This window comes from Algoriphagus halophilus, assembly GCF_900129785.1.
GTDB lineage: Bacteria > Bacteroidota > Bacteroidia > Cytophagales > Cyclobacteriaceae > Algoriphagus > Algoriphagus halophilus.
On sequence record NZ_FSRC01000001.1, the window covers coordinates 199,742 to 221,032 of the forward strand.

A 21,291-nucleotide genomic window follows, 5' to 3' on the forward strand; every position below is an offset into this window, starting at 1 on the left:
ATGAAGCTCTCCTTTTTCTTACTTTTTTCTTCCCTATTGATGCTGTTTTCGTGTAAAGAAAAAGAAAGTGTCAAGAATCCTAAGGAAGTCCTTGCAGACCAAATGGAGCAGCACCTCAAAACAGAGGTTTTGGATCAATGGTATCCCCAAGCAATGGATACCATCGATGGAGGGTTCTTAAGTAATTTTTCCTACGATTTTATTCCTGGAGAAAAACAGGAGAAAATGATTGTGACCCAATCCCGCCATGTTTGGACGAACTCGAAAGCTTCCAAGAAGTATCCAGAGACTTCCTATTATTTGAAGGGAGCCAAACACGGGTATGAATTTTTAAAAGATAAAATGTGGGACCCCGAACATGGAGGGTTTTATTGGTTGGTGGACAAACAGGGGAATCCAATTGGGGACCCGATGAAAACGGCCTATGGAAATGCCTTTGGTATCTTTGCATTAGCTGCCTATTATGATGCTACCAAGGATGAATCCGCTTTAGAATTGGCTCAGGATGCCTTTCAATGGCTGGACTTACATGCCCATGACTCTATCTATGGAGGATATTACCAGCATTTAGCCCCAGATGGAACCCCGATTTCTAGATCAAGTGCTACTCTTTCAACCTCTGATTTGGGATATAAGGACCAAAATAGCTCAATCCATATTTTGGAGGCATTTACGGAATTGTACCAGGTATGGCCAGATCAAATTTTGAAAAAGAGATTGGAGGAGATGTTATTATTGATCCAGGATCAGATAGTGACTGAAAAAGGGTATTTGACCTTATTCTTGTTACGGGATTGGACTCCCGTAACCTTTAGAGATTCTACAGATGAGGTGATTTTGAATCATCATAACCTCGATCATGTTTCTTTTGGTCACGATGTGGAAACGGGCTTTTTAATGATTGAAGCTTCAGAAGAATTGGGCTGGGCTCATGATGAAACCACTCATCGAATTGCCAAGAAGATGATTGATCATGCCCTGGAATTTGGATGGGATTATGAAGTAGGAGGCTTTTATGATGAGGGATATTATTTCAACGATGGATTCCGGATTACTCATGATACCAAAAATTGGTGGGCACAGGCAGAGGGGATGAATGCACTTCTTTTAATGGCAGAATTATATCCGGAAGATCCCCAAGACTATTTTCAGAAATTCTTAACGCTCTGGGGATATACCGATACCTACCTTATAGATCATGAACATGGAGACTGGTACTCAGGTGGATTAGATAAGCAACCTGAATTGAGGACGGTGGGGAAAGGAAATATCTGGAAAGGTATTTATCATCACTATCGATCATTGGATCATTGTATTTCTCGTTTAAGAGAAATGAGTGAACAAGAAGGGGTTGAACTTGATGTCAATTGATTTCTATTTCCATTTCCAACAAGGCATAACTTAGAGATTTTCCGTGGGTGTCCATTGCTATAGAGGTGGTTACTCCAGTCCCCAATGAATCCTGACAAATGAATTGGATAGCCTTTAATTCCGGCAAAACAAATCGTTTGATCTCTCCTTTGAGTTGATGGTGTAAATGACTTTTTACACGTTCTATTGTCACATAATTGACCAGTTTTTCAAAATTGAGAGGATCATAGGGGATCAGTGAAAGCAACAAGGTATTTCCTTTATCTCCGGCTCTTCCATGAGCGATTTTTGAGAGTTTTGTTTTCATGTTAATAGGATTCAATCAGCGTTAGTTTGGGAGTTATTAAAGTCCTTTTCATCAGTACGGAAACAACGCCCATTAATTGATGGGTGTTTTTTCTTGCTCCGCCGCCGCCTGCTGGACCATTGGTATATAATGCTTCTACCTCTTCACCCACTAGGGTGGATAGCGTAGAATCTTGGGTTTTTCCTGCAACCCTCAAGCGTACCTCATAAGGGACAGAATCCTTAGAAAGTGCTGTTCCGTGTAAAGAGGATAATCCTATGTAGTCCACTCGAAATTCATCAAATGCTTCTGAAATTCTTTTTTCGATAATTTCTCCAGCAAGAAATGCCCGTTCTTTTGCATTGGCTCCTGCATAGGAAATTTCACCTTCACTTAAATATCCGGCTTCATACCCTACCGATACCTTTAAGGTTTCGGGTGCAGGATTTCCATCCCCTCCAGAAATTCTGATTTGGTTTGTTCCTATTTCTTCAATTTGAACCTTGGAGAAATCCGCAATTACATCGGGTGTATAATAAGCATATGGATCCAATACTTCATATAGCAATTGTTCCTTTGCAGTTTGGGTAGAAATCAATCCTCCTGTTCCTTGTACCTTGCTGATGATTCCAGTTCCATCTTTTGAAACTTCCAAAATAGGGTGTCCCAAAATATCCATATCTGGAACAGGCTTGGAAACGGGATCGGCAAAGTATCCTCCCGTGATTTGACCTGCACATTCCATCAAATGTCCCAACACAGTCCCTTGGCCAAGTATTGTTGAATCCATCCTATCCCAACCTAATTCTTTGACCATAGGGGCAAGGAATAAAGAAGGGTCAGCAACTCTACCCGTGAGAACAATGTCGGCATCAGTTTCCAAAGCTGGTAGGATGGAGTCAATTCCTAAATAAGCATTTGCGGAAACGATGTTGCGATAGGATGAGAGAGGAGTGCCAGATTCTAAGGTTTTTTCATTTAAATCCAATTGGTTAAATACATCATCCCCATGGACAATGGCCACTTTTACCTTTAGTCCAAGTTGATCAGCGATTTCAATGATTTTTTTACCTCCTTCTAAGGGATTTGCTGCACCCATATTGGTGATCAATCGGACCTTTTTTTTGATTAGAATCGGGAGTAATCGTTGGATTCTTCTTTCCAATAAGGGATCATATCCAAGCAAAGGGTTTTCTTTTTTTCTTTTCTGTGCTAGAGAAATAGTTCGTTCTGCCAGGCATTCCAACACCAGATAATCCAGGTTTCCTTTTTCGGCCAGAATTTCCGAAGGTTCTAATCGGTCACCTGAAAATCCAGCTCCACATCCGATTCTTAGTTTTTCCTTTTCCATTATTAAATACTTATAGCACCTATCAGGACTGAAACGAAAACCATGATCAAGGTGATTAAAAATGCCCAAGGTATTGTTTTTTTCTGATGCTCTCCTAATTCTACTCCTGCCAAACCAATGAGTAAAAAGGTCGATCCTGTAAGCGGGCTGACTGCAAAACCTGTAGTCATCTGACCTAATATGGCGGCTCTTCCCACTTCTAAACCTGATGCTTGAAAATGTTCTGCAGTGGTGGATAATAAAGGTAATATGCCAAAATAAAAGGAGTCTGGATCAAAGAGTAAGCTTGCAGGCATAGCAAAAATCCCTGTGATCAAGGGGATCTCTCTTCCTACTTGAGATGGAATCAGATGTACTATTTCTGAAGCCATTGCTTCGATCATTCCTGTGCCTTTCAAAATTCCTGTAAAACAACCTGCTGCAAATAGGATGCTGGCCATTAGCATGGCTTCTTTTGCATGATTGTCAATTATTTTTCTTTGGTCTGAGACTTTGGGGTAGTTGACCAATAATGTGATTGCAAAAGCAATCATAAATACGATATGTGGAGGTGCAAGGCTAAATATAATGCTTCCAATGGCCACTATTACAGTTAAGATATTGAACCAGAAAAGTATTTGGTTGAGAGACTTTCCTTCTGTTTTTTTCTCAGTTAGGGGATTTTGCGAAGTCAGGCTGATTTTTTTTCGTTCCTGTAAGCCGAATCTATAAGCAATGGCTAAGACGGTGCATAATCCCACTAGAACTGGGATTAAAATCGGATTGAATAGATCTGTAACAGGAATGCTTAATGCGGTAGCAGCTCTTAAAGTGGGACCTCCCCAAGGAAGAATATTCATAGTTCCTGCAGACAATGCCACAATGGAGGCAAGGGTTAATCTGCTCATGTTCATTCGGTCATAAACGGGGGTAAGGGCAGGAACAGCAATTAAAAAAGTTACGGCACCTGAACCATCCAAATGAATGAGCATTGCCAAAATTGCAGTGGCTATGGCAATTTTCACAGGATCATTACCTGCAAAATTTAGAAGTCTATCAATGATGGGGTCAAAAGTTCCGGCATCCATCAAGATTCCGAAAAACAAGATGGCAAAAATAAACATCAGCCCAGTTGGAGCTATGTTGATAAGTCCATCTGCAATTAGGCTTGGCAATTCTTTCCAAAATCCTGCTAAAATACCTGTGGCCACCGGTATTAGGATAAGTGCTATGACCGGAGATACTTTCTTCCCAATTACCAAAAGGAAGAGTAATACGATTGTGATAAGTCCCCAAACTGCTAACATAGATATAAAGTTTTCATCTTTATTTCCTGGTCAGATAGGTCGGAGTCAACTGGTTTTTGAGCAGTGAAAATCATCTGATTGGGTTAATTGCTAGGCCCAATTAACTGATAATATTCATTGTTTCAAAACGATACAATATTAAATCATTTGCATGATTTTAATAATTATATTGGAATCAAATCTGTAAACCAAAATCCATAATCATAGGGATCTTCTTTTTTGTGATCGTCCTGGAAACAATCGTTGGAATTCTCTTTTTTTGGAGCCTCATATTTCCGGTAAACAGTTTCTCCGGTGGAATAAGAAATGGGATTTGAAAATAAGGGTCCATCAAATACGAAGGTGTGAAACTCTCCATTTTCACCACATGGGTCGACATTTTTTGGGAGCTCTTTTAAAAAATCTTCATCGATTACTCTTCCAGCAAAACTTTGATCTAAGTATTTTTCATTGACGCAGGTGGTGACGGTTTTGAACCCTAAATCAATAAATTCTCTGATAAGATCAGGGGTAGGTTGCTTCCAAATCGGAAAGATTCCTTTTAGGCCGATTTCTGCTAATTTATTTTCTCGATAGGATCGTAAGTCCTCTAAAAATATATCTCCAAAAATACTGGCTTCAGCTCCCTGATCTACCAAAGGTTGTAGGGTGTTTCGCATGGCAGTCTCATAACTTTCCATGGTTGGCATTTCAGGAACTTCCATAATGGTTAATGGTAGTCCAATGCTTTTAGCTTGTTGCACCAAGAGCTCTTTTCTGACGCCATGCATGGAAATACGTTGAAATTGCTGGCTGATGCTAGTCAGTAATGTTTGGACTTCAAATTCTTTTTTTTGGAGGATTTTATAAAGTGCAAGAGCGGAGTCTTTTCCTCCGCTCCAGTTGAAAATAGCTTTATTGAGAGACATGGGGTGTTTTTTATACCAAATACGAAGGTATTTTAAATTTTGAATTGCAAAAAAATCAAAGGCCCTGATAGTTCACAGAGCCTTTGATGAGTTTGGGTTACTCTACTTTAGGGAGTTCTTCTCTAGGAAGTTTTTCATCCCTTTGAGCGGTATTATAAACAAAGGAAGCTACAATGACCGCCATTTGCTTCAAGTCATTCAGCTCTAATCGCTCAAAATTATCCATGTTGGTATGATGAGTCCTGGTTCTGTATTCAATAGGATCTTGAATAAACTGAAATCCAGGTAGACCTACTCCATCAAAACTTTGATGGTCTGTACCTCCGGTATCTCGGATGGTGATGGTTCTATTTTCAATCAAATCATCCACTGGTTCAAACCATTGATCGAAAATTGGACCTACTGCTTCATTTCCTTGCAAATAAATTCCTCTGATCTTGCCAGTACCATTGTCAATATTGTAATAAGCAGAAAGTTTTTCATGATCTGGTTTCAATTCCATTGTAGCCCTGTCAGCGAAATGATTTTGAACATAATTTCTTGATCCATGTAGACCCTGTTCTTCCCCTCCCCAAAGTGCGATTCGGATGGTTCTTCTTGGTTGTAATCCTGTGGCTTTCAGAATTCTTACAGCTTCCATCATCACGATACAACCTGCCGCGTTATCTGTTGCACCGTTTGCACCATGCCAAGAGTCCAAATGGCCTCCCAACATCACCAATTCTGATTTCAAGGTTGGGTCGGTGCCAGGGATTTCTGCAATGACATTGTAGCCTTGCAAGTCATCTGTAAGATACCTCGATTTGATTTCTGCTTCTACTTCTACATCCACTCCATTTTCTACCAGCCTTGCCAATAAATTCACATTTTCCGGAGCCGTTTCCAACTCAGGTACACCTACAGGAGTGTCTTTTAAATAACCTCTAGGACTGCTTGTAAAAAGGGTTCCGTGTCGGCCATTAACACCTTTGATGATCAATGCAGCGCCTTCCTGGTTAAGAAATTCGCTTATTCGCAAGGAGAAGGCTCTTGCAGCCCTCAACGCTTGAATTTGTTCTGGAGTATAACGACTTCCACCACCGGAGCTTGCTGGGGCAGCCATGGCATCCAACTGCTCTTCTGTAAATCGCACCGCATCCGCTTCAAAAGTGGGAGACTGGTCTCCAGAGGGTTTGATGGCAATGATTGCTCCTTGGAGTTTTCCTTTGTATGGAGCTAAATCCTCTTCGGTTTTGGCATCAAGGAATACTACTTTACCACTGACTTCTCCATTGGTGCTTTCAGTCCAGGCTTTAGGAATAGCAATGAAAGGCATATAGTAAGGTTTGGTCATGGCTATATAGCTTTTTTCCATTTCCCAGCCTCGTCCGAATTCACCCCATGCTTCAGTTTTGGCATTTTCCAAGCCCCAAGCACTTAACTGGTCCACCGCGTAATCTGTGGCTCTTTTATATCCTTCAGAATTACTAAGTCTAGGCCCCGCCTTGTCTACTAATTCGAATGCAATTTTTTCTACATGTGAATTGTTTAGCCCCTCATTTTTTATTTTTTCTATGGCGTTTAGATCGATTTTTTCTTGGGCAAAACCAAGTGTTGCCACTAAAAATGCCGGGACCAGTAAAAGTGTGTTTTTCATAGGTGTCTGCTTTAGGTAGTTGGAATATAAATATAAATTGAGTGAAATTAATTCTTTCATGTTTTCGATGGATGGCATACTTACTTTGTTTTTGAGGTAGATTGGAAGGATTATGGCAATCATTTTTATGAATAATTTCTAAAACCCATGATATTTTTCAGAACTTAAGCTTTGTAGCCTAGCTTGAAAGTGTGGAAAACCTTTTTTGAAAATGAATAAACTGATTTTTGTATTTGATAATCAATTGGATAAGGAGGAGGTTTCTAAATGTTTGGAACTTTTTGAAACCCAGCCATCTAAAGAAATAAGCTTTCAAGACCTAGAAGTCAAGTCTATTGGTAAAGGAGAGATTTTGGTAGGGTTGATTTCGGACGCGCAACTTAAGGAACTTATTCCCCAGCTAAATCAAACGGATATCGCCTTAGCACTTCTTCCGCATCCTGAATTGATCCATGGGCAAAAAGGTTTTGGGATCAATAAAAACATGCAAGATGCTGTAACCGAAATTCAGGAGGCAGAAAATGTTGGTCCTATAGACCTGATGCAAGTCAATGATGAATTGGTATTGAATTCCTTGGTGATAGGGGAGTCCTTAAGCATTTTATATGGAGATAAATCCAATGGCTTTTTTGAAGGTCTTAGGAATAGGCTGAATCAATTCATTAAGCTTTTCAGAAGGGTGAAGCTTCAAGCAGTTCAAATTAAATTCCCAAATAAAGAGGAAAACAAAACTGTAGATACTGCTGCCATGGGAATCCTGGCAGTAGCAAATTGTCAAAGCAATGTGATTTTTAGGAGGATCGTAAGAGATTCAGGATTGAATGATCAATTGATCCATGTTCTGATTCTGGTTCCCAAAAGTTTGATCACTTTGATTCGCTTTGGACTACAAAATTTATTTTTCCCGATCAAAGGGAATCAGCTTCCAAGGTTTGTTGGGTATGCTGCCGCAGAAGAAGTACAGTTGACCACAGAAGAGGAAATCTCCTATGCGATTGATGGAGAAGAGAAGTCAGGAAAAGAGATCAGTGTCAAAGTCCTGGAAAATCCCGTTCGAATCCTTCTTGGAGCACAAGTGAGGGAGGAAGAAGCAGGGAATGGGCGAGAGGTACAAAATCTAGAAACCTTACCTGTGGGTAGTTTGAGGGATGAGTTGACTCGGGGGTATTTGCCATGGGTACGACATGCTACTTCGGATGAATTTAAAGAATTGTTCAAACTCCTAAGGGAAAACTCTCAAACTACCGGGAATTACCTGGTGTTGATGGTACTCTCCACCATGATTGCCACATTTGGTTTGTTTGGAAATTCATCTCCAGTGGTTATTGGGGCAATGATTTTAGCACCTTTGATGGCCCCCATTATTTCCTTGTCCATGGGGATGCTTCGTCAAGATGGATTGCTGATCAAGAATAGTTTGGTCACTATTTTTTGGGGAGTCTTGTTAGGTTTACTCTTTTCCATGATCATTACTTGGATGACGCCTTTACAAATTTTGAATGATCAAATTTTGGCCAGAATTCGACCCAATTTATTGGATTTAGGAGTTGCAGTAGCATCAGGAATGGCTGGTGCCTATGCCTACAGTAAAGAAGAAATCGCAAAAACATTGGCAGGAGTGGCTATTTCCGTGGCTTTGGTTCCTCCACTGGCTGTAGCAGGAATCGGCTTGGGGTGGGCAGATTGGAACGTGTTTTTTGGGGCCATGTTGCTATTGGGGACTAACTTGGCAGGAATTGTAGTTGCAGCTGCTCTGACATTTTTGACCTTGGGATTCAGCCCATTTCGTTTGGCCAAAAAAGGATTGGTAATTAGTTTGATCTTGTTGGCTGCTATAGCCACTCCATTGGCTTTGAGTTTTACAAAAATGGTCAATGAAAATCGAATCATCCAAGAATTAAGTGGACAGGAAATTCCTCATGGATTACTTCGAAATGTGAAAGTAATCAATATGCAGCCTTTGAGGTTATCTGTAACGATCCTGTCAGACCGGGAGTTGAAAGATGCTGATTTTACGGAAATCCGAGAGGAAATTGAAGATAAAATTGGGACTTCTATCGAATTGGAATTAACACTAGGGATCAGTATGGGGCAGATCAATGAAGGAGATAGAAGCAATACCATTTCAACGGATTAATCATATTGGAAAACCGGTTTTCCATTTTCACAGACCACTCGGGTAGGAGAAATGACATACATGCAATCCGAAGCCATATTGTTTTTTTGATTGTATTCAGCCTGGAGTTTGGTATAACGTTCAACCAGATCTAAAAACTCTTTTTCATTGATATCATTAGGATAGGCAATGTAGCCAGTCGGTCCACCACAAGGCTTACTTCCAATCGCAGTAAATTTCCAATTGGAGGAATTGGAACAAGTCTTTGATTCAGATAACTCCATGATTTTCTCATAAATCTCATCCATATCATTAAAGTCGACTTGTATGGGCTGTTCATCAGCTACCTGACAGCCTCCAAGGAAAATTAGAACAAGGATGATGAATGCTTTCATAGAAACATGATTTTAAAAACAGTAACGAAAATGTGAGGCCAACCGCTACATATTAAGCTTCAATTTCCAGCTGGCAACATATTTCGAATGGCTGCTATTTTCCAGCCTTTTCCAGTGTCGACCACGGTGAAACTACTCCACATTTTCCGGATGGACTCATCTGGGTTTTTGATTTCGTAGCGTGCATCTACAAGGGCAACCTCATCTCCGACAAATCGAATTCTCTCTACATGTAACGTCCTTGTTCCTGGGTTATTGGTCGAACTGGCCATCATTCCTTTAATGGCTTCGTTGATTCCAGTTCTCCATTCCCCCGAAGAAACCAATTGGTCGATTTCTTTGGTCAGGATTTTTTTGAGAAGTACAGTGTCTTTGGTCTCCCTAGATTTGGAGTAGGAATTGATCAGATTTAAAATTTCTTGTGATGTCGCTTTGGATTGAGGGTGGTTTTGTGAGAAAGCGTTGAAACTGAGGAGAATTAAAAAGAATAATAGGCTAATTCGGCACATAGAAATTTCGATTGAATTTAATCTAATCTACATTTTCTTCTGGAAATTAAAGGCTTTAGTGCAGTGAAATAGTTTGGTATAGATAAAAGATGATCATCTATTCAAGTTGGAAGGAGGGCAACAAGACGAAAAATAAATAGGTTTAAAATAACACAGACAAGTGAAATGAGTTGGTAGGTTCCCAAAATTCATTTTCAATCACTAGGAAAAATTTCACAATCGTGGGGATTGGGCGATCGGAGTAATAGCTATCCACTACCCATTTTGACTTTTCAATTGAGGTCAGGATTTTGTGGTCCAAATCATCATTGAATCCATCAATAATTCGAGCATCTGTCCAAAAATTTAATTGGTCTATCTCTATCTCATATATCCCAAAACCGGGTGTGTTTGGGTAAGGTTTTAATAAGCTGAAATTTTTAAAGAATTCATTTTTATAGGTTTCAATAAAGAAGCTAGAAGTGTAATTCAACTGGCTTTCTCTAACCTTTCTTAGGATTTCGATCTCCTTAGGTCTTTCTTTTAATTCGGAAAGCATAAAAGCCCGGGAGCACAAACCAAAAGAAGGGAGTTCGTCCTCAATAGAAGTTAAATACACCAACATCTCCTTTCCCTCTTTCAGGTAAACATGACACATTCCATCTGCTTTTTTAGGGTCTAGAATATAAAATTCAGAAAGACTCGAACCTTTAAAGTTCTCATACACCTGAAATTGAACCTTGAGAAGGGAGGGGTTTTCTTCAAAGGTAGAGATGTCCATTATTTTTCCTGAAACTACATGAGAAGATCTTCTGTATGCTTCATCAAATCTCACATTGGCACAATCGCAAGCAAATGATTTGGCGAGGCTTAAAAATAAGATGCTTGTAACTAACCATTTCATCATGCTCTAAAATAGCAAAAGCCACCCATTTCTGAGTGGCTTTAAGAATATTTAAGGATGGGCTATTTATTGATCCTCACCTCTAAGTTTGATGACAGCTCCTTCTAGGATTTCCCCAATTCTTATTTGACAAGCTAGTCTGGAGGTAGGATAGTATTCCGGTAAGTTTTCCAACTGATCTAATTCGATGTCGGTAGCTTCGCCTAATTCGTCTTTTCCTTCCAGTACTTCAATATGGCAGGTAGCACAAAGTGCCATGCCACCACAGGTTGCCAATACAGGATATTCTGATGCCTTTAGGATTTCCATAAGGCTAAAGCCCATATCGTCTGGAGCTTCTATTTCTTGACGGTTTCCGTCATGATCTTCTACTGTGAAATTAACCATGCTCGAAATTACAATTAAAATGTATTTACACCATTAACTGTGGTGTATTTGAAGCTCAATTTTTGATCTGGATATACATATTTGAAGGCAGAATGCATCATGATTGCTGCCTCGTGGAATCCGCAAAGGATCAATTTTAATTTTCCTGGGTAGGTATTGATATCCCCGATGGCATAGATTCTTTCCACTCCAGTAGAATAATCCCTGGTATCCACTTCGATTGCATTCTTATCAATGCTCAATCCCCAATCTGCTATTGGGCCTAACTTAGGACTCAATCCAAATAAAGGGATTAAATAATCAGCATCAATTTTGATTTCTTCTTTTGCTTTGGATTCAAGGGTCACAGAATTCAATACGCCATTTCCACCTACATTTTTTAAGTTGGCAGAAAGAATCAAATCAATTTTACCTTCATTGGCCAAGTCAAATACCTTCGCAGCGGAATCAGGAGCACCACGGAATGTTTCATTTCTATGTACCAAAGTCACTCTTTCGGCAACATTGGAAAGATAAATGGCCCAATCCAACGCAGAGTCTCCACCACCCGCAAGAACCACCTTTTTATTTCTGAAAGTTTCAGGGTTTTTCACCATGTAGGTAATTCCTTTTCCTTCAAATGTTTCCAAGTTCTCCAATGCTGGCTTTCTTGGTTCAAAACATCCTAAACCTCCTGCAATGATGATCACCTTTGCATGGACATGCGTTTTATCTGAAGTGGTTACTATGAAAGAACCATCTTCTTGCTTATCCAAATGATCTACTCTTTCACCCAAGGTAAAGGTTGGTTTGAAAGGCTTTGCTTGCTCCATCAAGTTATCCACCAATTCCTGAGCCTTTACTTCAGGATATCCTGGAATATCATAAATAGGTTTTTGAGGATAAATTTCAGAAAGCTGCCCGCCTACCTGAGGCAATGCATCGATCAGATGGCAACGCATTTTCAGCAAACCTGCTTCGAAAACTGCAAAAAGGCCAACTGGTCCGGCTCCTATGATACAAAGGTCTGTGTGAATCATGGTATATTGACTTTATGGGTAAACCCTAGATTGAAAGCTTTTGTTCGTATAAATATAATTAGTATAACAACTATTTATTCTTCTATCTCTTGACCGCCCAAGTTTTTATAGATGGTGTTCAATATTCTTTTAAACTCCTCAAAATCCGTTTCATGAAGATTTTCCCATGCTTTTTCTCGGATTTCAAGTATTTGAGGACGTAAAGCAGTGACTTTGGAAGCCCCTGCATCAGTTAAATGCAGCTGGAAACTTCTTCTGTCTTGAGGATGCGGGATTCGCTCCACATATCCTTTTTTACAAAGCAAGTCAATGATCCGAGTTAGAGTTGGGTGGTCTTTAAATACCAGTTGTGCCAACTCGGTTTGACTGAGCAATTGATTTTCAGAAAGATTTTTCAATACCAACCACTGGTCCACCGTCACATCAAAATCCCCTGATTTAAACTGTTGCTGCGCATATTGTTTCACCTTTCGCGCAGTGCGATCGAGGAGAAACGAATACTTTGCAAATTGCTCTTGTGTCATACAAATAATTAGTGTGACAAATATATGAATTTTCTGAATTGTTAAAACAATTCTCTATAAAAATTATAGGGTTTGTGATGTAAATGACAAAAGTATTAAATCTGAGGGATTTAAAAAGTTTTTTATGCCAATAAAAAAGACAAGAAATCTGAAAGGGATGAATACAGAATTCCTTTGTATTGAATTGAGAAAGGGAATTTTTCTACATAAATAGGTTCAGATACAGGAAGAATACCAGATTTGTCCAGCGCTTTTTCTACCCAGAAGCTACTAATTGGATCTCCCACAATCTTCCATTTTCTGGAGCCTATTTTTTTTTCAATTCTTCCTTTTTCTGGATCAAAATGAAATTTATCGCCAGGCAAAAGCTGGTTGATTTCTCCTGATAGCACCAATTCTTCTGGAATTCCTGAAATAAGAGGGAGACCACAGGTTAGCAACCAAAATTGGTCGGCAGTTTCCATGGCAATCTCCAAATCGTGGGTAACCACCAATATAGCTTTCTCCTGTTTTTGGCAGATTTCCCGAAGCAAATGCATGATTTCATACCGGTTGATCAGGTCCAAATGAGCGGTTGGTTCATCCAGGATCATGATTTGGCCATTTTGTGCCAAAGCTCTTGCGATCATGGCTTTCTGTCGCTGACCATCGCTGATTTCTGATAAACGTTCCTGTTCCAAATAACTGATTTTGGTATCTGCCAACGCTTTTTTGACCGCTTCTTGATCTTGCTTGGAAAGCTTTCCAGTCCATCCAGTGTGTGGAATCCTCCCTAAAGCTACCAATTGTCCCACAGTCATATTGCCCGGAGAAACAGGTTCTGTTAGCACTACTGAGAGGGTTCTAGCCAAGTTGGTACTTGAATACTCCTGAACGTTTTCCCCAAAAAGTTGGATGCTTCCCTTCCAGGGTAGAATTTCCCCTAAGATCGCTTTGACCAAAGTGGATTTTCCTACGCCATTGGGGCCTAATAAGCAGGTGAGTTGGCCCGAATAGAGTTCGAAGTTCAATCCTTTCAAAATTTCTTTTCTGAGCTCTCCTCTTTGGTATCCCAAACTAAGATTACTACCGATTACTGCCTTTTTCCTCATGCTCAGAATTCTTTACTGAAGTTTTTTCTCAATACCAAGCTGATGACGATCGGTGCACCGATTAAGGAGGTTACGGCATTGATGGGTAGGGTCTGGGCAGAGCCAGGTAATTGTCCAATCGCATCACAGATCAATAATAAAATACCGCCCATCAATGCAGAAGCAGGAAATAGGATTCGGTGATCTGCCGTTTTCCAAATCATTCTGGCTACATGAGGTACTGCAATGCCTATAAAAGCGATAGGTCCACAAAATGCGGTCACACTCCCAGCCAATAATCCTGTACTTAGAATCATCAACCAGCGAAGTTGGGTGGGGTTGATTCCCATGCTTTTGGCATAACTTTCTCCCAAGAGCATGGCATTAAAGGATTTAATTGAAATAATCATAGGGATCACTCCTAGCAAAATCACCAAGCCTAAGACCAAAATTTGATTCCATACCAACCCGCCCAGGCTACCCATGGACCATACTGTAAAGAGTTTCAAAGCCTCTGCACCTGAAAAGTAGGAAAGGACAGAGATGATCGCTGATACCGCAGAGCCAAACATCAGGCCTACAATCAATAGGGTCATGCTGTCTTTTATTCTCCAAGCAACCAAACTTACGATAACCAATACCAAGGCGGCTCCAAGAGTGCCGGCAACCACTGTTGCCCAAGGGCTGATCGCTGTTCCCAATCCTAATCCGAAAGCGGAACTTGCCAGAATCAAAATAGCAACCCCTAAACCTGCGCCTGAACTGATTCCTAAAACATAGGGGCCTGCCAGTGGGTTCCTAAAAAAAGTTTGCATTTGCAGTCCACTGATACTCAATCCAATTCCAGCTAAAATCGCAAGGATAGCCTTTGGCAACCTGTAGTGGAGAATAATCTGTTCATAAGATGCCTTCTCCCATTCACCGGTAAAAAAACCATGTATAATCTTAGAAACAGGAATGGTCACGGATCCTAAACTGACATTCATCAGAAAGCAGCAAACTAGAAAGGCAAAAGCCCCGAAAATAAATGTAACAGACCGGTTATTTTTCATGGAGTTGTTCATAAAAATACAACTCATAGTCAGGAAGTAACTTAGGATGAAGGATTTTAATCAAATCTTTTAAGATTAAATCAGGTCTCATATAACCCAATTCAAAATATTCCAACCCCCCTGTTTCGCCTCTTTTATGAGTGTAGGAATATACATTTCCTAACTTCCATGCTTCAAATGCCTTGTATCTCGGTTCAGCTTCCCCCATTGCTTGAATGGATGAGAAATCAGCAGAGCCAATCCAATAAGTACATTTCATGGCCTGATCCAATACAAATTCATAGTTAAGTTGTACACTACCAGTACCTTCTTGATCTTCAAAAACATACTTCCCCCCTGCGTTTTCAAGGATTTTTGCGCCCCAACTATCTCTTCCAGGTGCATACCAAATATCTTGGTACATTACTCCACTTAATACGGATGGTTTTGCTGATTCAGGGATGGATGTTGCAAGTTTTTCAGCTTCCAAGTAGGAATGTTCAACTTGCTCGAATTGAGCTTTTGCGGCCTCATATTTTCCGAGGAGGATTCCAGTAAATTTAATCCATTCAGCTCTTCCTAAGGGGTGTTGCTCCACATATTCACCATTGATGACTGCAGGAATACCAGCTGATTTCAGAATCTCCAAATAGCGAAGATCATCCCCAAGCGTGGAGATCATGATCCAATCTGGATCCGTGTCAATGATAAGTTCAGTATTGGCTGAGGCTCCAGCGCCTAAATCTGTGATTTCACCTTCCTTAATCCGGTCTCTTGTAATTGGTGACGAAATCAAGTTCAAGTTGGGGAAACCGATCAATTTTTTGGTTTCATTGAGCAGATCCAAATGTGGGATTTGCGTCGTAGAAGTAAGAATTACTTTTTGGATTGGAAGCTGAATAGTTGCATCAAAATCCCCAATAGGAGGTAACGCATTTTCTTCTAAAACCAGATAGGAAAAAGTTTCTTGAGCACCCGTCCAAGGCTTCAAAACTTTCACGATCCAAAATCCATCTCCTTGCTCCAAAGAGAATCCATTGGCATAAATAGGACTGATTTTTTTAGTTTCAATTTCTTGGATTTGTTCTTTCCTTTTGCAGGAAAAGACATTGAAAATCAGTAGGTTTAAAATGAAAATTTTAAAAATTTTATTCATTGGAGCTTGGTGCTATTCAAGTTCCAAAGTAAGTGTCAGATTTTTCTAGTTCCAAAAAAAAGAATTTCAGACTACTTTTTTTTGAATAGAAACCCCGCTATGTTTGCAGCCGAAATAGGTTCCTGAATTCGATGTCGGATTTTGGATTAAAAGGGAATCCGGTGAAATACCGGAGCTGTCCCCGCAACTGTAAGCCCACGTAGGAATTTTCCTACAAAGGATTTTGTCAACCCTCGCCATTGGTCTCAACTGTAAAGACTGAGAAGGCAGGCAAAATTGGGTAAGCCAGGAGACCTGCCATTTCGATGATTCTGTGCTTTCGGAGGAAAAGCAATGAAGGATGCACCAATTCCCGAAACAGGTATTCTGATTTGGGTAAGATTCATTACTTCTATTTTCTCTTCAAGCCCGAGTCGAAAGACATTCAGTTTATTTCGATCAGGCATGATTTTGTTTTTGTGGGTAGTTTCATTTTTCGGGGTACACCCGATCGTCCAGGATACAGTGGTATTGGCTGAAGTAGAAATCTATGCCCCTGCCATTGATCGATTTGCTCATGGACAAAAATTACAAAATTGGGATAAATCCCAACTTGAAACTTACCAAGGAAGATCCTTGGCCGATTTGCTTCAGGAACAATCACCCGTATTTGTGCGGCAATACGGAGCAGGGATGCTGGCATCTCCTTCTTTCAGGGGGACATCTGCAGGTCATACCGCCTTATTTTGGAATGGTCTACCCATCAATAGTCCATCCTTGGGGCAAAGTGATTTGTCTATTTTACCAGTTGCTGCTTTTGATCAGGTGAATTTGCAGTTTGGGAATGCCGGAGCACTGTTTGGGAATGAGGCCATCGGGGGGAGTTTGCATTTGCAGACTAAGCCCAAATTTTCGGATGGATTTCATGTTGGCTTAACCCAACAAATTGGAAGCTTTGGAACATTCAATTCGTATTTGGAAGGGGAGTATTCCAATTCCACGATCAGTTCGTCTACCCGAATCTATAGGGAGTTTTCAAAAAATAATTTTCCTTACAAAGACTTGGGGCAAATAGGAACTCCTGAGGTAAATCAGGATCATGCACAATTTGAACAAGTAGGATTGGTGCAGGATTTCGCCTGGAATGTCACCGAGAAATCACAACTCAAAGCTGCAGTTTGGTACAATCATACCGACAGGGAAATTCAAGCAGTGATGGGCTCCACGTCCCATGATCTTCAGGAGGATAAAAGTTTCAAAGCAGTTTTGGATTATTACAAGTTTGGCAATCAATCAGTTTGGAATTTTAAAACTGGTCTAGTGAAAGATGATTTGCTATTCAATGGAAGTCTGAGTCAAACCAGTCAATACTTTCTGGGAACAGATTGGGATGGGACATTGTCCGAAGTGTGGACAATTAAAGCAGGCGTTCGATTTACCTACATCCAAGCGGATTTGAGTTCCTACAGCACCAGTGACCAGAGAATAGAAGCCTATCAATCGGCTAATTACCAGTTCAATGACAGATTAAGCTTTTCACTGAACCTCCGTGAATTCGTATATCAAGATCAATTTGCCCCATTTACTCCTAACCTTGGAATGGACTGGGAACTATGGAAAAAGGAAAATCAACAACTCTTACTAAAGTCATCCATTGGTAAAGGCTTCAAGGTCCCTACACTCAATGATCGATTTTGGGAACCTGGCGGGAATCCTGATTTATTGCCCGAAGAAAGTTGGAACGGAGAAGTAGGCTTGGATTGGAGGCGAGAAGGAAATATAGCCTGGCGAAATGGCTTGACTTACTTTAGAATGAGTGTGGACAATTGGATTATCTGGTTACCACAAGGGGCTGTTTGGACACCTGAAAATATCAAGCATGTCAGCAACCAGGGAATAGAGTATTTGGGAGAAGTTTCCGGTGAAATATATGGCTGGAAATGGAAAGGAAGTTGGTCCTATAACTGGAACAGGGCCATTACTACTCAAGGAATTGGAGAGACTGACCCTGCTATCGGGAAGCAACTTCCTTATACACCAAGACACCAAGCGAACGCAAAGTTAACCTTATTGAAAAATGGATTCTCTGCTTTCTTGGGGACTTTTTATGTGGGGGAGAGAGCCATCACTGCGGATAATCCTCGACTGATGTCCTCTTACCAATTGTTCCATGCAGGTCTTGCTTTCCAAAATATCAAATGGAAAGAGATTTCAGTACCTATCAGCTTTCAAATCAATAATTTATTCAATACTGAGTACCAAGTGCTCTATCTCCGTGCCATGCCGGGAAGGTCTTTTCAATTTAATTTATCAATAAACTTATGAAGTTAAAATTCAACCAACTATTTGGAGCTTTTGCGCTCAGTTTGATTCTTTTTGCGTGTAATGATTCAGATCCCGAACAACCATTAGGGGCCTATGAACAAGGTATTTTAATTATGAATGAGGGGAATTTTGGGACAAATGACGGGGAAGTTTATCATTTGGATCCAAGTACAGAAACCTTGACACCTACTATTTTTGAAGCTGAAAATTTTAGGCCATTTGCAGGTTTGTTGGAAGATATGGTTCCTGCAAATGACAATTTGTATTTAGTAGCAAATACAGGGAAAGTAGAAATTGTTGATGCTGGAACTTTTAAAAGTGTCGGGGCAATAACAGGGGATTTAGACCAACCTCGTTCCCTGGCCGTGGTAGGGAGTAAGCTCTTTATTTCTGATTATGGTCCATATGATGCCTCGTATGCCACTCCAGATTCATATGTCGCGGTAGTGGATGGTTTAAATGGAGGAGTCGTTTCCAAAAAAATTGAAGTGTCCAATAAACCTGAGGACCTATTTGCCTATGGGAAGTATGTGTTTGTGGCAGGTTCCGAAGAAGGGAAAGTTGAAATTATTGATGCCGAAAAAGAAGAAGTGATCAAAACTTTGGAAGTGGATGGACATCCTGCACAGTTCTTTGAGGACAATGGCACCCTTTGGCTATATTCTACCGGTTCAGATGAGGTTTATTTCCAATCTTTTCATTTGGATAATTTGACTAAGGCCACCACTAATGCGCTTCCGGTTGCCAATGCCACAGGAAGAATTGCTTTTGGAAATGATCATGTGTTTTACCTGATTACCAGTACTGGATGGCCTGATTATGAGGACGGGGTATCCAGAGTTTCTGTATTGGGACCAGAATTGGATATAGATTGGATAACCGGATCTGGATTTTACGGGATAGGATTTGATCAAGTCAGAAATGAGCTTTATCTCTCCAATTCCAATGGTTTTCAAGGAAATGGTTCGGTAACTGTATACAATGAAGAAGGTACTGAAATCAGGACTTTTGAAGTAGGGAGAGGTCCTTCCGGATTTCTTTTTTATTAATACACTAAGTATATAAAAACAAAGGCAGTGATCAATTCACTGCCTTTGTTTTTTTTAGTTGAGCTTGTCACTCATTACATCCTCAAATTTCTCCAACATATGAATGTATTTATGTTGAATGTTATCCAAGAATTTATCTTGCGTATCAATGGCATATACAGGATTATACTGTATCCTATCTATCACAATATCAAGCCAGGCTTTCCCATCATCTATTAGATCTGCATGGAAGGCTTCGGCCGTCAAGTCTCTGGATCCGGAAAAGGGACCTTTCCCTTGTTTTTCAAAATATTTGGTCATGACTTTAAGGGCAAGTTCATGGGCCACTTCAAAATTAATGATCAACTCACGCGCTTGGAATTCAGTTAATCCGATTTTTCTGGCTCTTTGAATATAGGAGCGAAGGTCTTCCAAAGCTACTTGGTATTCCTCTAAGCATTGCTCGCAAGTTTGAGGTAAGGTCTTCATGGGCGTTACTTTTAATTAAGATACTAAATTTAGGAGATGCTCCCTAAGGCTTAAAGAGAATTTTAAATAATCTTTTTTGCCCTAGGTAATGCCCAATTACCTGATGGTATAGCTCTGCATAAAAGGTTGACCACTGGTAGCTACCCCTTCCAGCAAAAGTTTTCCACTATATTCTTCTAAAAACTTACCTACTATTTTTGGATCTCTGGCAGGTTCACGATTGATCTGAGTAATAATGAAGCCTTCGCGAAGTCCCAAATCCCTTAAGTAGCCCCTGGTCATTCCGGTCAATTTAATGCCATAATCTATTCCCATTTTATCTTTTTCAATGGTATTGACGGCTTCCAATTTAGCGCCTAGTAAGGCAGAGCTATAGTATTCTCTTTTGATAATGCCACTTCCACCTTCCAGGTTTTGGAGTGTTAACTGAACGGTTTCTGGAGATCCATTTCGGAAAAAAGTCACTGGTAATTTCTGCCCTGGGTAATAATAGGAAAGTGCTTCTTCAAAGCTACCCATCCCGGTGATTTCCTGATCTCCTAGTTGCGTAATCACATCGCTTCTTTGTAGTCCAGCTTCTTCTGCTGCTCCGTTTCTTACTACATGCGTGATGATCACACCATCCAAGGTTTTGATATTCATTTCCTCTGCAAGTTCCGGAGTGATTTCCACTGCTTCAATACCTGGAATTGCTTTTTGTACTTCCCCATATTGAATCAGATCATTAGATACTTTCATGGCAATATCTACTGGTACTGCAAAGCCGTATCCGGTATAGGACCCCGTTCTAGAGAGAATGGCTGTATTGATTCCTACGAGCTCGCCATTCACGTTGACCAAAGCTCCCCCTGAGTTACCGGGGTTAATAGGGGCATCAGTTTGTATAAAGCTTTCCAATGGAAAATCACCTCCCAAAATATTGATCTGACGTTCCTTCGCAGATACGATTCCGGCGGTAACGGTGGAGGTCAAATTGAACGGATTTCCTACAGCCAACACCCATTCCCCGATTTTCAGATCTCGGCTTTTTCCTCTTTTAATAGCAGGAAGTCCTTCTGCATCAATTTTTAAAACGGCGATGTCTGTATTTTTATCCGTACCGACCAGTCTGGCTTTATAAGTTTTCTTTTGATGGATCACTTCAATGGTTTCTGCTCGGTCTATGACATGGTTATTGGTAACTATGTATCCATCGTCAGAAATAATCACTCCTGAACCGGAGCTTACCTGTTGGGATGGTCCTGAGCCAAAGAAATAATCAAACATACTGTAACGTCTTGGATCTGTACCAGAGAAATTTTTGATAAAGACGACAGATTGAGTGCTATTTTCGGAAGCCTCTACAAATGATGTAGGAGGGGAGTCTGGTAGCGTCCGATTGGGTGAGTAATCGGAAGCAAAACTCATTTGTTCCATCTTTGGAGATGGGGTAGGTAGTACCTGATCTTTTGAATCTGAAAAACTTAGAGTGGTCCAAATTGCTGCACCAGCTAATCCAGAGAGAAAAGGTAAACCAATTGTTTTAATAAGACTTTTCATAGA

General features: G+C 40.4%; 20 protein-coding genes and 1 riboswitch. Of the genes, 4 read left to right on the forward strand and 16 right to left on the reverse strand.

Annotation, left to right across the window (positions count from 1 at the left end; all coding sequences use genetic code 11):
- The gene (locus tag BUR11_RS00935) at nucleotides 1-1,371 is read left to right on the forward strand and encodes an AGE family epimerase/isomerase (protein ID WP_074222975.1); all 1,371 of its coding nucleotides are present in this window, start codon (nucleotides 1-3) and stop codon (nucleotides 1,369-1,371) included.
- On the opposite strand, the gene BUR11_RS00940 is transcribed toward BUR11_RS00935, so the two are convergent.
- The 5 genes from BUR11_RS00940 to BUR11_RS00960 all read right to left on the reverse strand — a co-directional run bounded on the left by BUR11_RS00940 (nucleotide 1,364) and on the right by BUR11_RS00960 (nucleotide 6,961).
- The gene (locus tag BUR11_RS00940) at nucleotides 1,364-1,678 is read right to left on the reverse strand and encodes an AtuA-related protein (RefSeq protein WP_074222976.1); all 315 of its coding nucleotides are present in this window, start codon (nucleotides 1,676-1,678) and stop codon (nucleotides 1,364-1,366) included. The genes BUR11_RS00935 and BUR11_RS00940 overlap by 8 nt on opposite strands.
- 1 nt (nucleotide 1,679) lies before the next feature.
- Entirely contained in the window at nucleotides 1,680-3,008 is a 1,329-nt protein-coding gene (locus BUR11_RS00945) for an acyclic terpene utilization AtuA family protein (RefSeq protein ID WP_074222977.1), read from the reverse strand.
- Between the two features lie 2 nt (nucleotides 3,009-3,010).
- Entirely contained in the window at nucleotides 3,011-4,294 is a 1,284-nt protein-coding gene (locus BUR11_RS00950; protein ID WP_074222978.1) for a CitMHS family transporter, read from the reverse strand.
- Between the two features lie 164 nt (nucleotides 4,295-4,458).
- On the reverse strand, nucleotides 4,459-5,202 hold the full coding sequence (locus BUR11_RS00955) for a Dph6-related ATP pyrophosphatase (protein ID WP_074222979.1): 744 nt from the start codon (nucleotides 5,200-5,202) through the stop codon (nucleotides 4,459-4,461).
- 97 nt (nucleotides 5,203-5,299) lie between these two features.
- Nucleotides 5,300-6,961 (reverse strand): M20/M25/M40 family metallo-hydrolase, encoded by a 1,662-nt coding sequence (locus tag BUR11_RS00960; RefSeq protein ID WP_317045200.1) that lies wholly within the window; start codon nucleotides 6,959-6,961, stop codon nucleotides 5,300-5,302.
- A gap of 88 nt (nucleotides 6,962-7,049) precedes the next feature.
- Between BUR11_RS00960 and BUR11_RS00965 the strand changes: the two genes are divergently transcribed.
- The gene (locus BUR11_RS00965; RefSeq protein WP_074222980.1) at nucleotides 7,050-8,975 is read left to right on the forward strand and encodes a TIGR00341 family protein; all 1,926 of its coding nucleotides are present in this window, start codon (nucleotides 7,050-7,052) and stop codon (nucleotides 8,973-8,975) included.
- Here BUR11_RS00965 and BUR11_RS00970 read toward each other — a convergent pair.
- The 9 genes from BUR11_RS00970 to BUR11_RS01010 all read right to left on the reverse strand — a co-directional run bounded on the left by BUR11_RS00970 (nucleotide 8,972) and on the right by BUR11_RS01010 (nucleotide 15,928).
- Nucleotides 8,972-9,349 carry a hypothetical protein gene (locus BUR11_RS00970; protein WP_074222981.1) on the reverse strand — a complete coding sequence of 126 codons (378 nt, stop codon included), beginning with the start codon at nucleotides 9,347-9,349 and terminating at the stop codon, nucleotides 8,972-8,974. The genes BUR11_RS00965 and BUR11_RS00970 overlap by 4 nt on opposite strands.
- Before the next feature lie 59 nt (nucleotides 9,350-9,408).
- Entirely contained in the window at nucleotides 9,409-9,858 is a 450-nt protein-coding gene (locus BUR11_RS00975) for a YybH family protein (protein ID WP_074222982.1), read from the reverse strand.
- Between the two features lie 142 nt (nucleotides 9,859-10,000).
- Complete coding sequence (locus tag BUR11_RS00980; RefSeq protein ID WP_074222983.1) at nucleotides 10,001-10,744, reverse strand: hypothetical protein; 744 nt, start codon at nucleotides 10,742-10,744, stop codon at nucleotides 10,001-10,003.
- A gap of 63 nt (nucleotides 10,745-10,807) precedes the next feature.
- On the reverse strand, nucleotides 10,808-11,128 hold the full coding sequence (locus BUR11_RS00985) for a 2Fe-2S iron-sulfur cluster-binding protein (RefSeq protein WP_074222984.1): 321 nt from the start codon (nucleotides 11,126-11,128) through the stop codon (nucleotides 10,808-10,810).
- A gap of 14 nt (nucleotides 11,129-11,142) precedes the next feature.
- Entirely contained in the window at nucleotides 11,143-12,147 is a 1,005-nt protein-coding gene (locus BUR11_RS00990) for an NAD(P)/FAD-dependent oxidoreductase (RefSeq protein WP_074222985.1), read from the reverse strand.
- 74 nt (nucleotides 12,148-12,221) lie between these two features.
- Nucleotides 12,222-12,671, reverse strand: coding sequence for a MarR family winged helix-turn-helix transcriptional regulator (locus BUR11_RS00995; RefSeq protein ID WP_074222986.1), 450 nt, complete (start codon nucleotides 12,669-12,671; stop codon nucleotides 12,222-12,224).
- A gap of 122 nt (nucleotides 12,672-12,793) precedes the next feature.
- On the reverse strand, nucleotides 12,794-13,762 hold the full coding sequence (locus BUR11_RS01000; protein ID WP_074222987.1) for an ABC transporter ATP-binding protein: 969 nt from the start codon (nucleotides 13,760-13,762) through the stop codon (nucleotides 12,794-12,796).
- A 2-nt stretch (nucleotides 13,763-13,764) separates the two neighbouring features.
- A complete protein-coding gene (locus tag BUR11_RS01005; RefSeq protein ID WP_074222988.1) occupies nucleotides 13,765-14,793 on the reverse strand; it encodes an iron ABC transporter permease in 1,029 nt (342 codons plus the stop codon).
- The gene (locus tag BUR11_RS01010; protein WP_074222989.1) at nucleotides 14,783-15,928 is read right to left on the reverse strand and encodes an ABC transporter substrate-binding protein; all 1,146 of its coding nucleotides are present in this window, start codon (nucleotides 15,926-15,928) and stop codon (nucleotides 14,783-14,785) included. Before BUR11_RS01010 ends, BUR11_RS01005 begins: the two co-directional genes overlap by 11 nt.
- A gap of 98 nt (nucleotides 15,929-16,026) precedes the next feature.
- Nucleotides 16,027-16,244, forward strand: a riboswitch (cobalamin riboswitch).
- 17 nt (nucleotides 16,245-16,261) lie between these two features.
- On the opposite strand from BUR11_RS01010, the gene BUR11_RS01015 reads away from it, so the two are divergent.
- Nucleotides 16,262-18,232: a TonB-dependent receptor gene (locus BUR11_RS01015; RefSeq protein WP_084560826.1), complete on the forward strand. Its 1,971-nt coding sequence runs from the start codon at nucleotides 16,262-16,264 to the stop codon at nucleotides 18,230-18,232.
- Complete coding sequence (locus BUR11_RS01020) at nucleotides 18,229-19,281, forward strand: YncE family protein (protein WP_074222990.1); 1,053 nt, start codon at nucleotides 18,229-18,231, stop codon at nucleotides 19,279-19,281. The genes BUR11_RS01015 and BUR11_RS01020 overlap by 4 nt, the downstream gene beginning before the upstream one ends.
- A 54-nt stretch (nucleotides 19,282-19,335) precedes the next feature.
- Here the strand turns inward: BUR11_RS01020 and BUR11_RS01025 are convergent, their stop codons facing one another.
- Both BUR11_RS01025 and BUR11_RS01030 read right to left on the reverse strand, forming a co-directional pair.
- Complete coding sequence (locus BUR11_RS01025; protein ID WP_074222991.1) at nucleotides 19,336-19,749, reverse strand: nucleotidyltransferase substrate binding protein; 414 nt, start codon at nucleotides 19,747-19,749, stop codon at nucleotides 19,336-19,338.
- A gap of 96 nt (nucleotides 19,750-19,845) precedes the next feature.
- The gene (locus tag BUR11_RS01030) at nucleotides 19,846-21,288 is read right to left on the reverse strand and encodes a S1C family serine protease (protein WP_074222992.1); all 1,443 of its coding nucleotides are present in this window, start codon (nucleotides 21,286-21,288) and stop codon (nucleotides 19,846-19,848) included.
- Nucleotides 21,289-21,291: the final 3 nt, after the last annotated feature.

What these genes read in the sequence shown, in the direction of transcription:
- BUR11_RS00935 (WP_074222975.1), top strand. Translation starts at nt 1, where the DNA reads ATGAAGCTCTCCTTTTTCTTACTTTTTTCTTCCCTATTGATGCTGTTT.
- BUR11_RS00940 (WP_074222976.1), bottom strand. Translation starts at nt 1,678, where the DNA reads ATGAAAACAAAACTCTCAAAAATCGCTCATGGAAGAGCCGGAGATAAA.
- BUR11_RS01000 (WP_074222987.1), bottom strand. Translation starts at nt 13,762, where the DNA reads ATGAGGAAAAAGGCAGTAATCGGTAGTAATCTTAGTTTGGGATACCAA.
- BUR11_RS00975 (WP_074222982.1), bottom strand. Translation starts at nt 9,858, where the DNA reads ATGTGCCGAATTAGCCTATTATTCTTTTTAATTCTCCTCAGTTTCAAC.
- BUR11_RS00950 (WP_074222978.1), bottom strand. Translation starts at nt 4,294, where the DNA reads ATGTTAGCAGTTTGGGGACTTATCACAATCGTATTACTCTTCCTTTTG.
- BUR11_RS00960 (WP_317045200.1), bottom strand. Translation starts at nt 6,961, where the DNA reads ATGATTGCCATAATCCTTCCAATCTACCTCAAAAACAAAGTAAGTATG.
- BUR11_RS00955 (WP_074222979.1), bottom strand. Translation starts at nt 5,202, where the DNA reads ATGTCTCTCAATAAAGCTATTTTCAACTGGAGCGGAGGAAAAGACTCC.
- BUR11_RS00945 (WP_074222977.1), bottom strand. Translation starts at nt 3,008, where the DNA reads ATGGAAAAGGAAAAACTAAGAATCGGATGTGGAGCTGGATTTTCAGGT.
- BUR11_RS01025 (WP_074222991.1), bottom strand. Translation starts at nt 19,749, where the DNA reads ATGAAGACCTTACCTCAAACTTGCGAGCAATGCTTAGAGGAATACCAA.
- BUR11_RS01015 (WP_084560826.1), top strand. Translation starts at nt 16,262, where the DNA reads ATGAAGGATGCACCAATTCCCGAAACAGGTATTCTGATTTGGGTAAGA.
- BUR11_RS00985 (WP_074222984.1), bottom strand. Translation starts at nt 11,128, where the DNA reads ATGGTTAATTTCACAGTAGAAGATCATGACGGAAACCGTCAAGAAATA.
- BUR11_RS00990 (WP_074222985.1), bottom strand. Translation starts at nt 12,147, where the DNA reads ATGATTCACACAGACCTTTGTATCATAGGAGCCGGACCAGTTGGCCTT.
- BUR11_RS00995 (WP_074222986.1), bottom strand. Translation starts at nt 12,671, where the DNA reads ATGACACAAGAGCAATTTGCAAAGTATTCGTTTCTCCTCGATCGCACT.
- BUR11_RS01030 (WP_074222992.1), bottom strand. Translation starts at nt 21,288, where the DNA reads ATGAAAAGTCTTATTAAAACAATTGGTTTACCTTTTCTCTCTGGATTA.
- BUR11_RS00965 (WP_074222980.1), top strand. Translation starts at nt 7,050, where the DNA reads ATGAATAAACTGATTTTTGTATTTGATAATCAATTGGATAAGGAGGAG.
- BUR11_RS01010 (WP_074222989.1), bottom strand. Translation starts at nt 15,928, where the DNA reads ATGAATAAAATTTTTAAAATTTTCATTTTAAACCTACTGATTTTCAAT.
- BUR11_RS01020 (WP_074222990.1), top strand. Translation starts at nt 18,229, where the DNA reads ATGAAGTTAAAATTCAACCAACTATTTGGAGCTTTTGCGCTCAGTTTG.
- BUR11_RS00980 (WP_074222983.1), bottom strand. Translation starts at nt 10,744, where the DNA reads ATGATGAAATGGTTAGTTACAAGCATCTTATTTTTAAGCCTCGCCAAA.
- BUR11_RS01005 (WP_074222988.1), bottom strand. Translation starts at nt 14,793, where the DNA reads ATGAAAAATAACCGGTCTGTTACATTTATTTTCGGGGCTTTTGCCTTT.
- BUR11_RS00970 (WP_074222981.1), bottom strand. Translation starts at nt 9,349, where the DNA reads ATGAAAGCATTCATCATCCTTGTTCTAATTTTCCTTGGAGGCTGTCAG.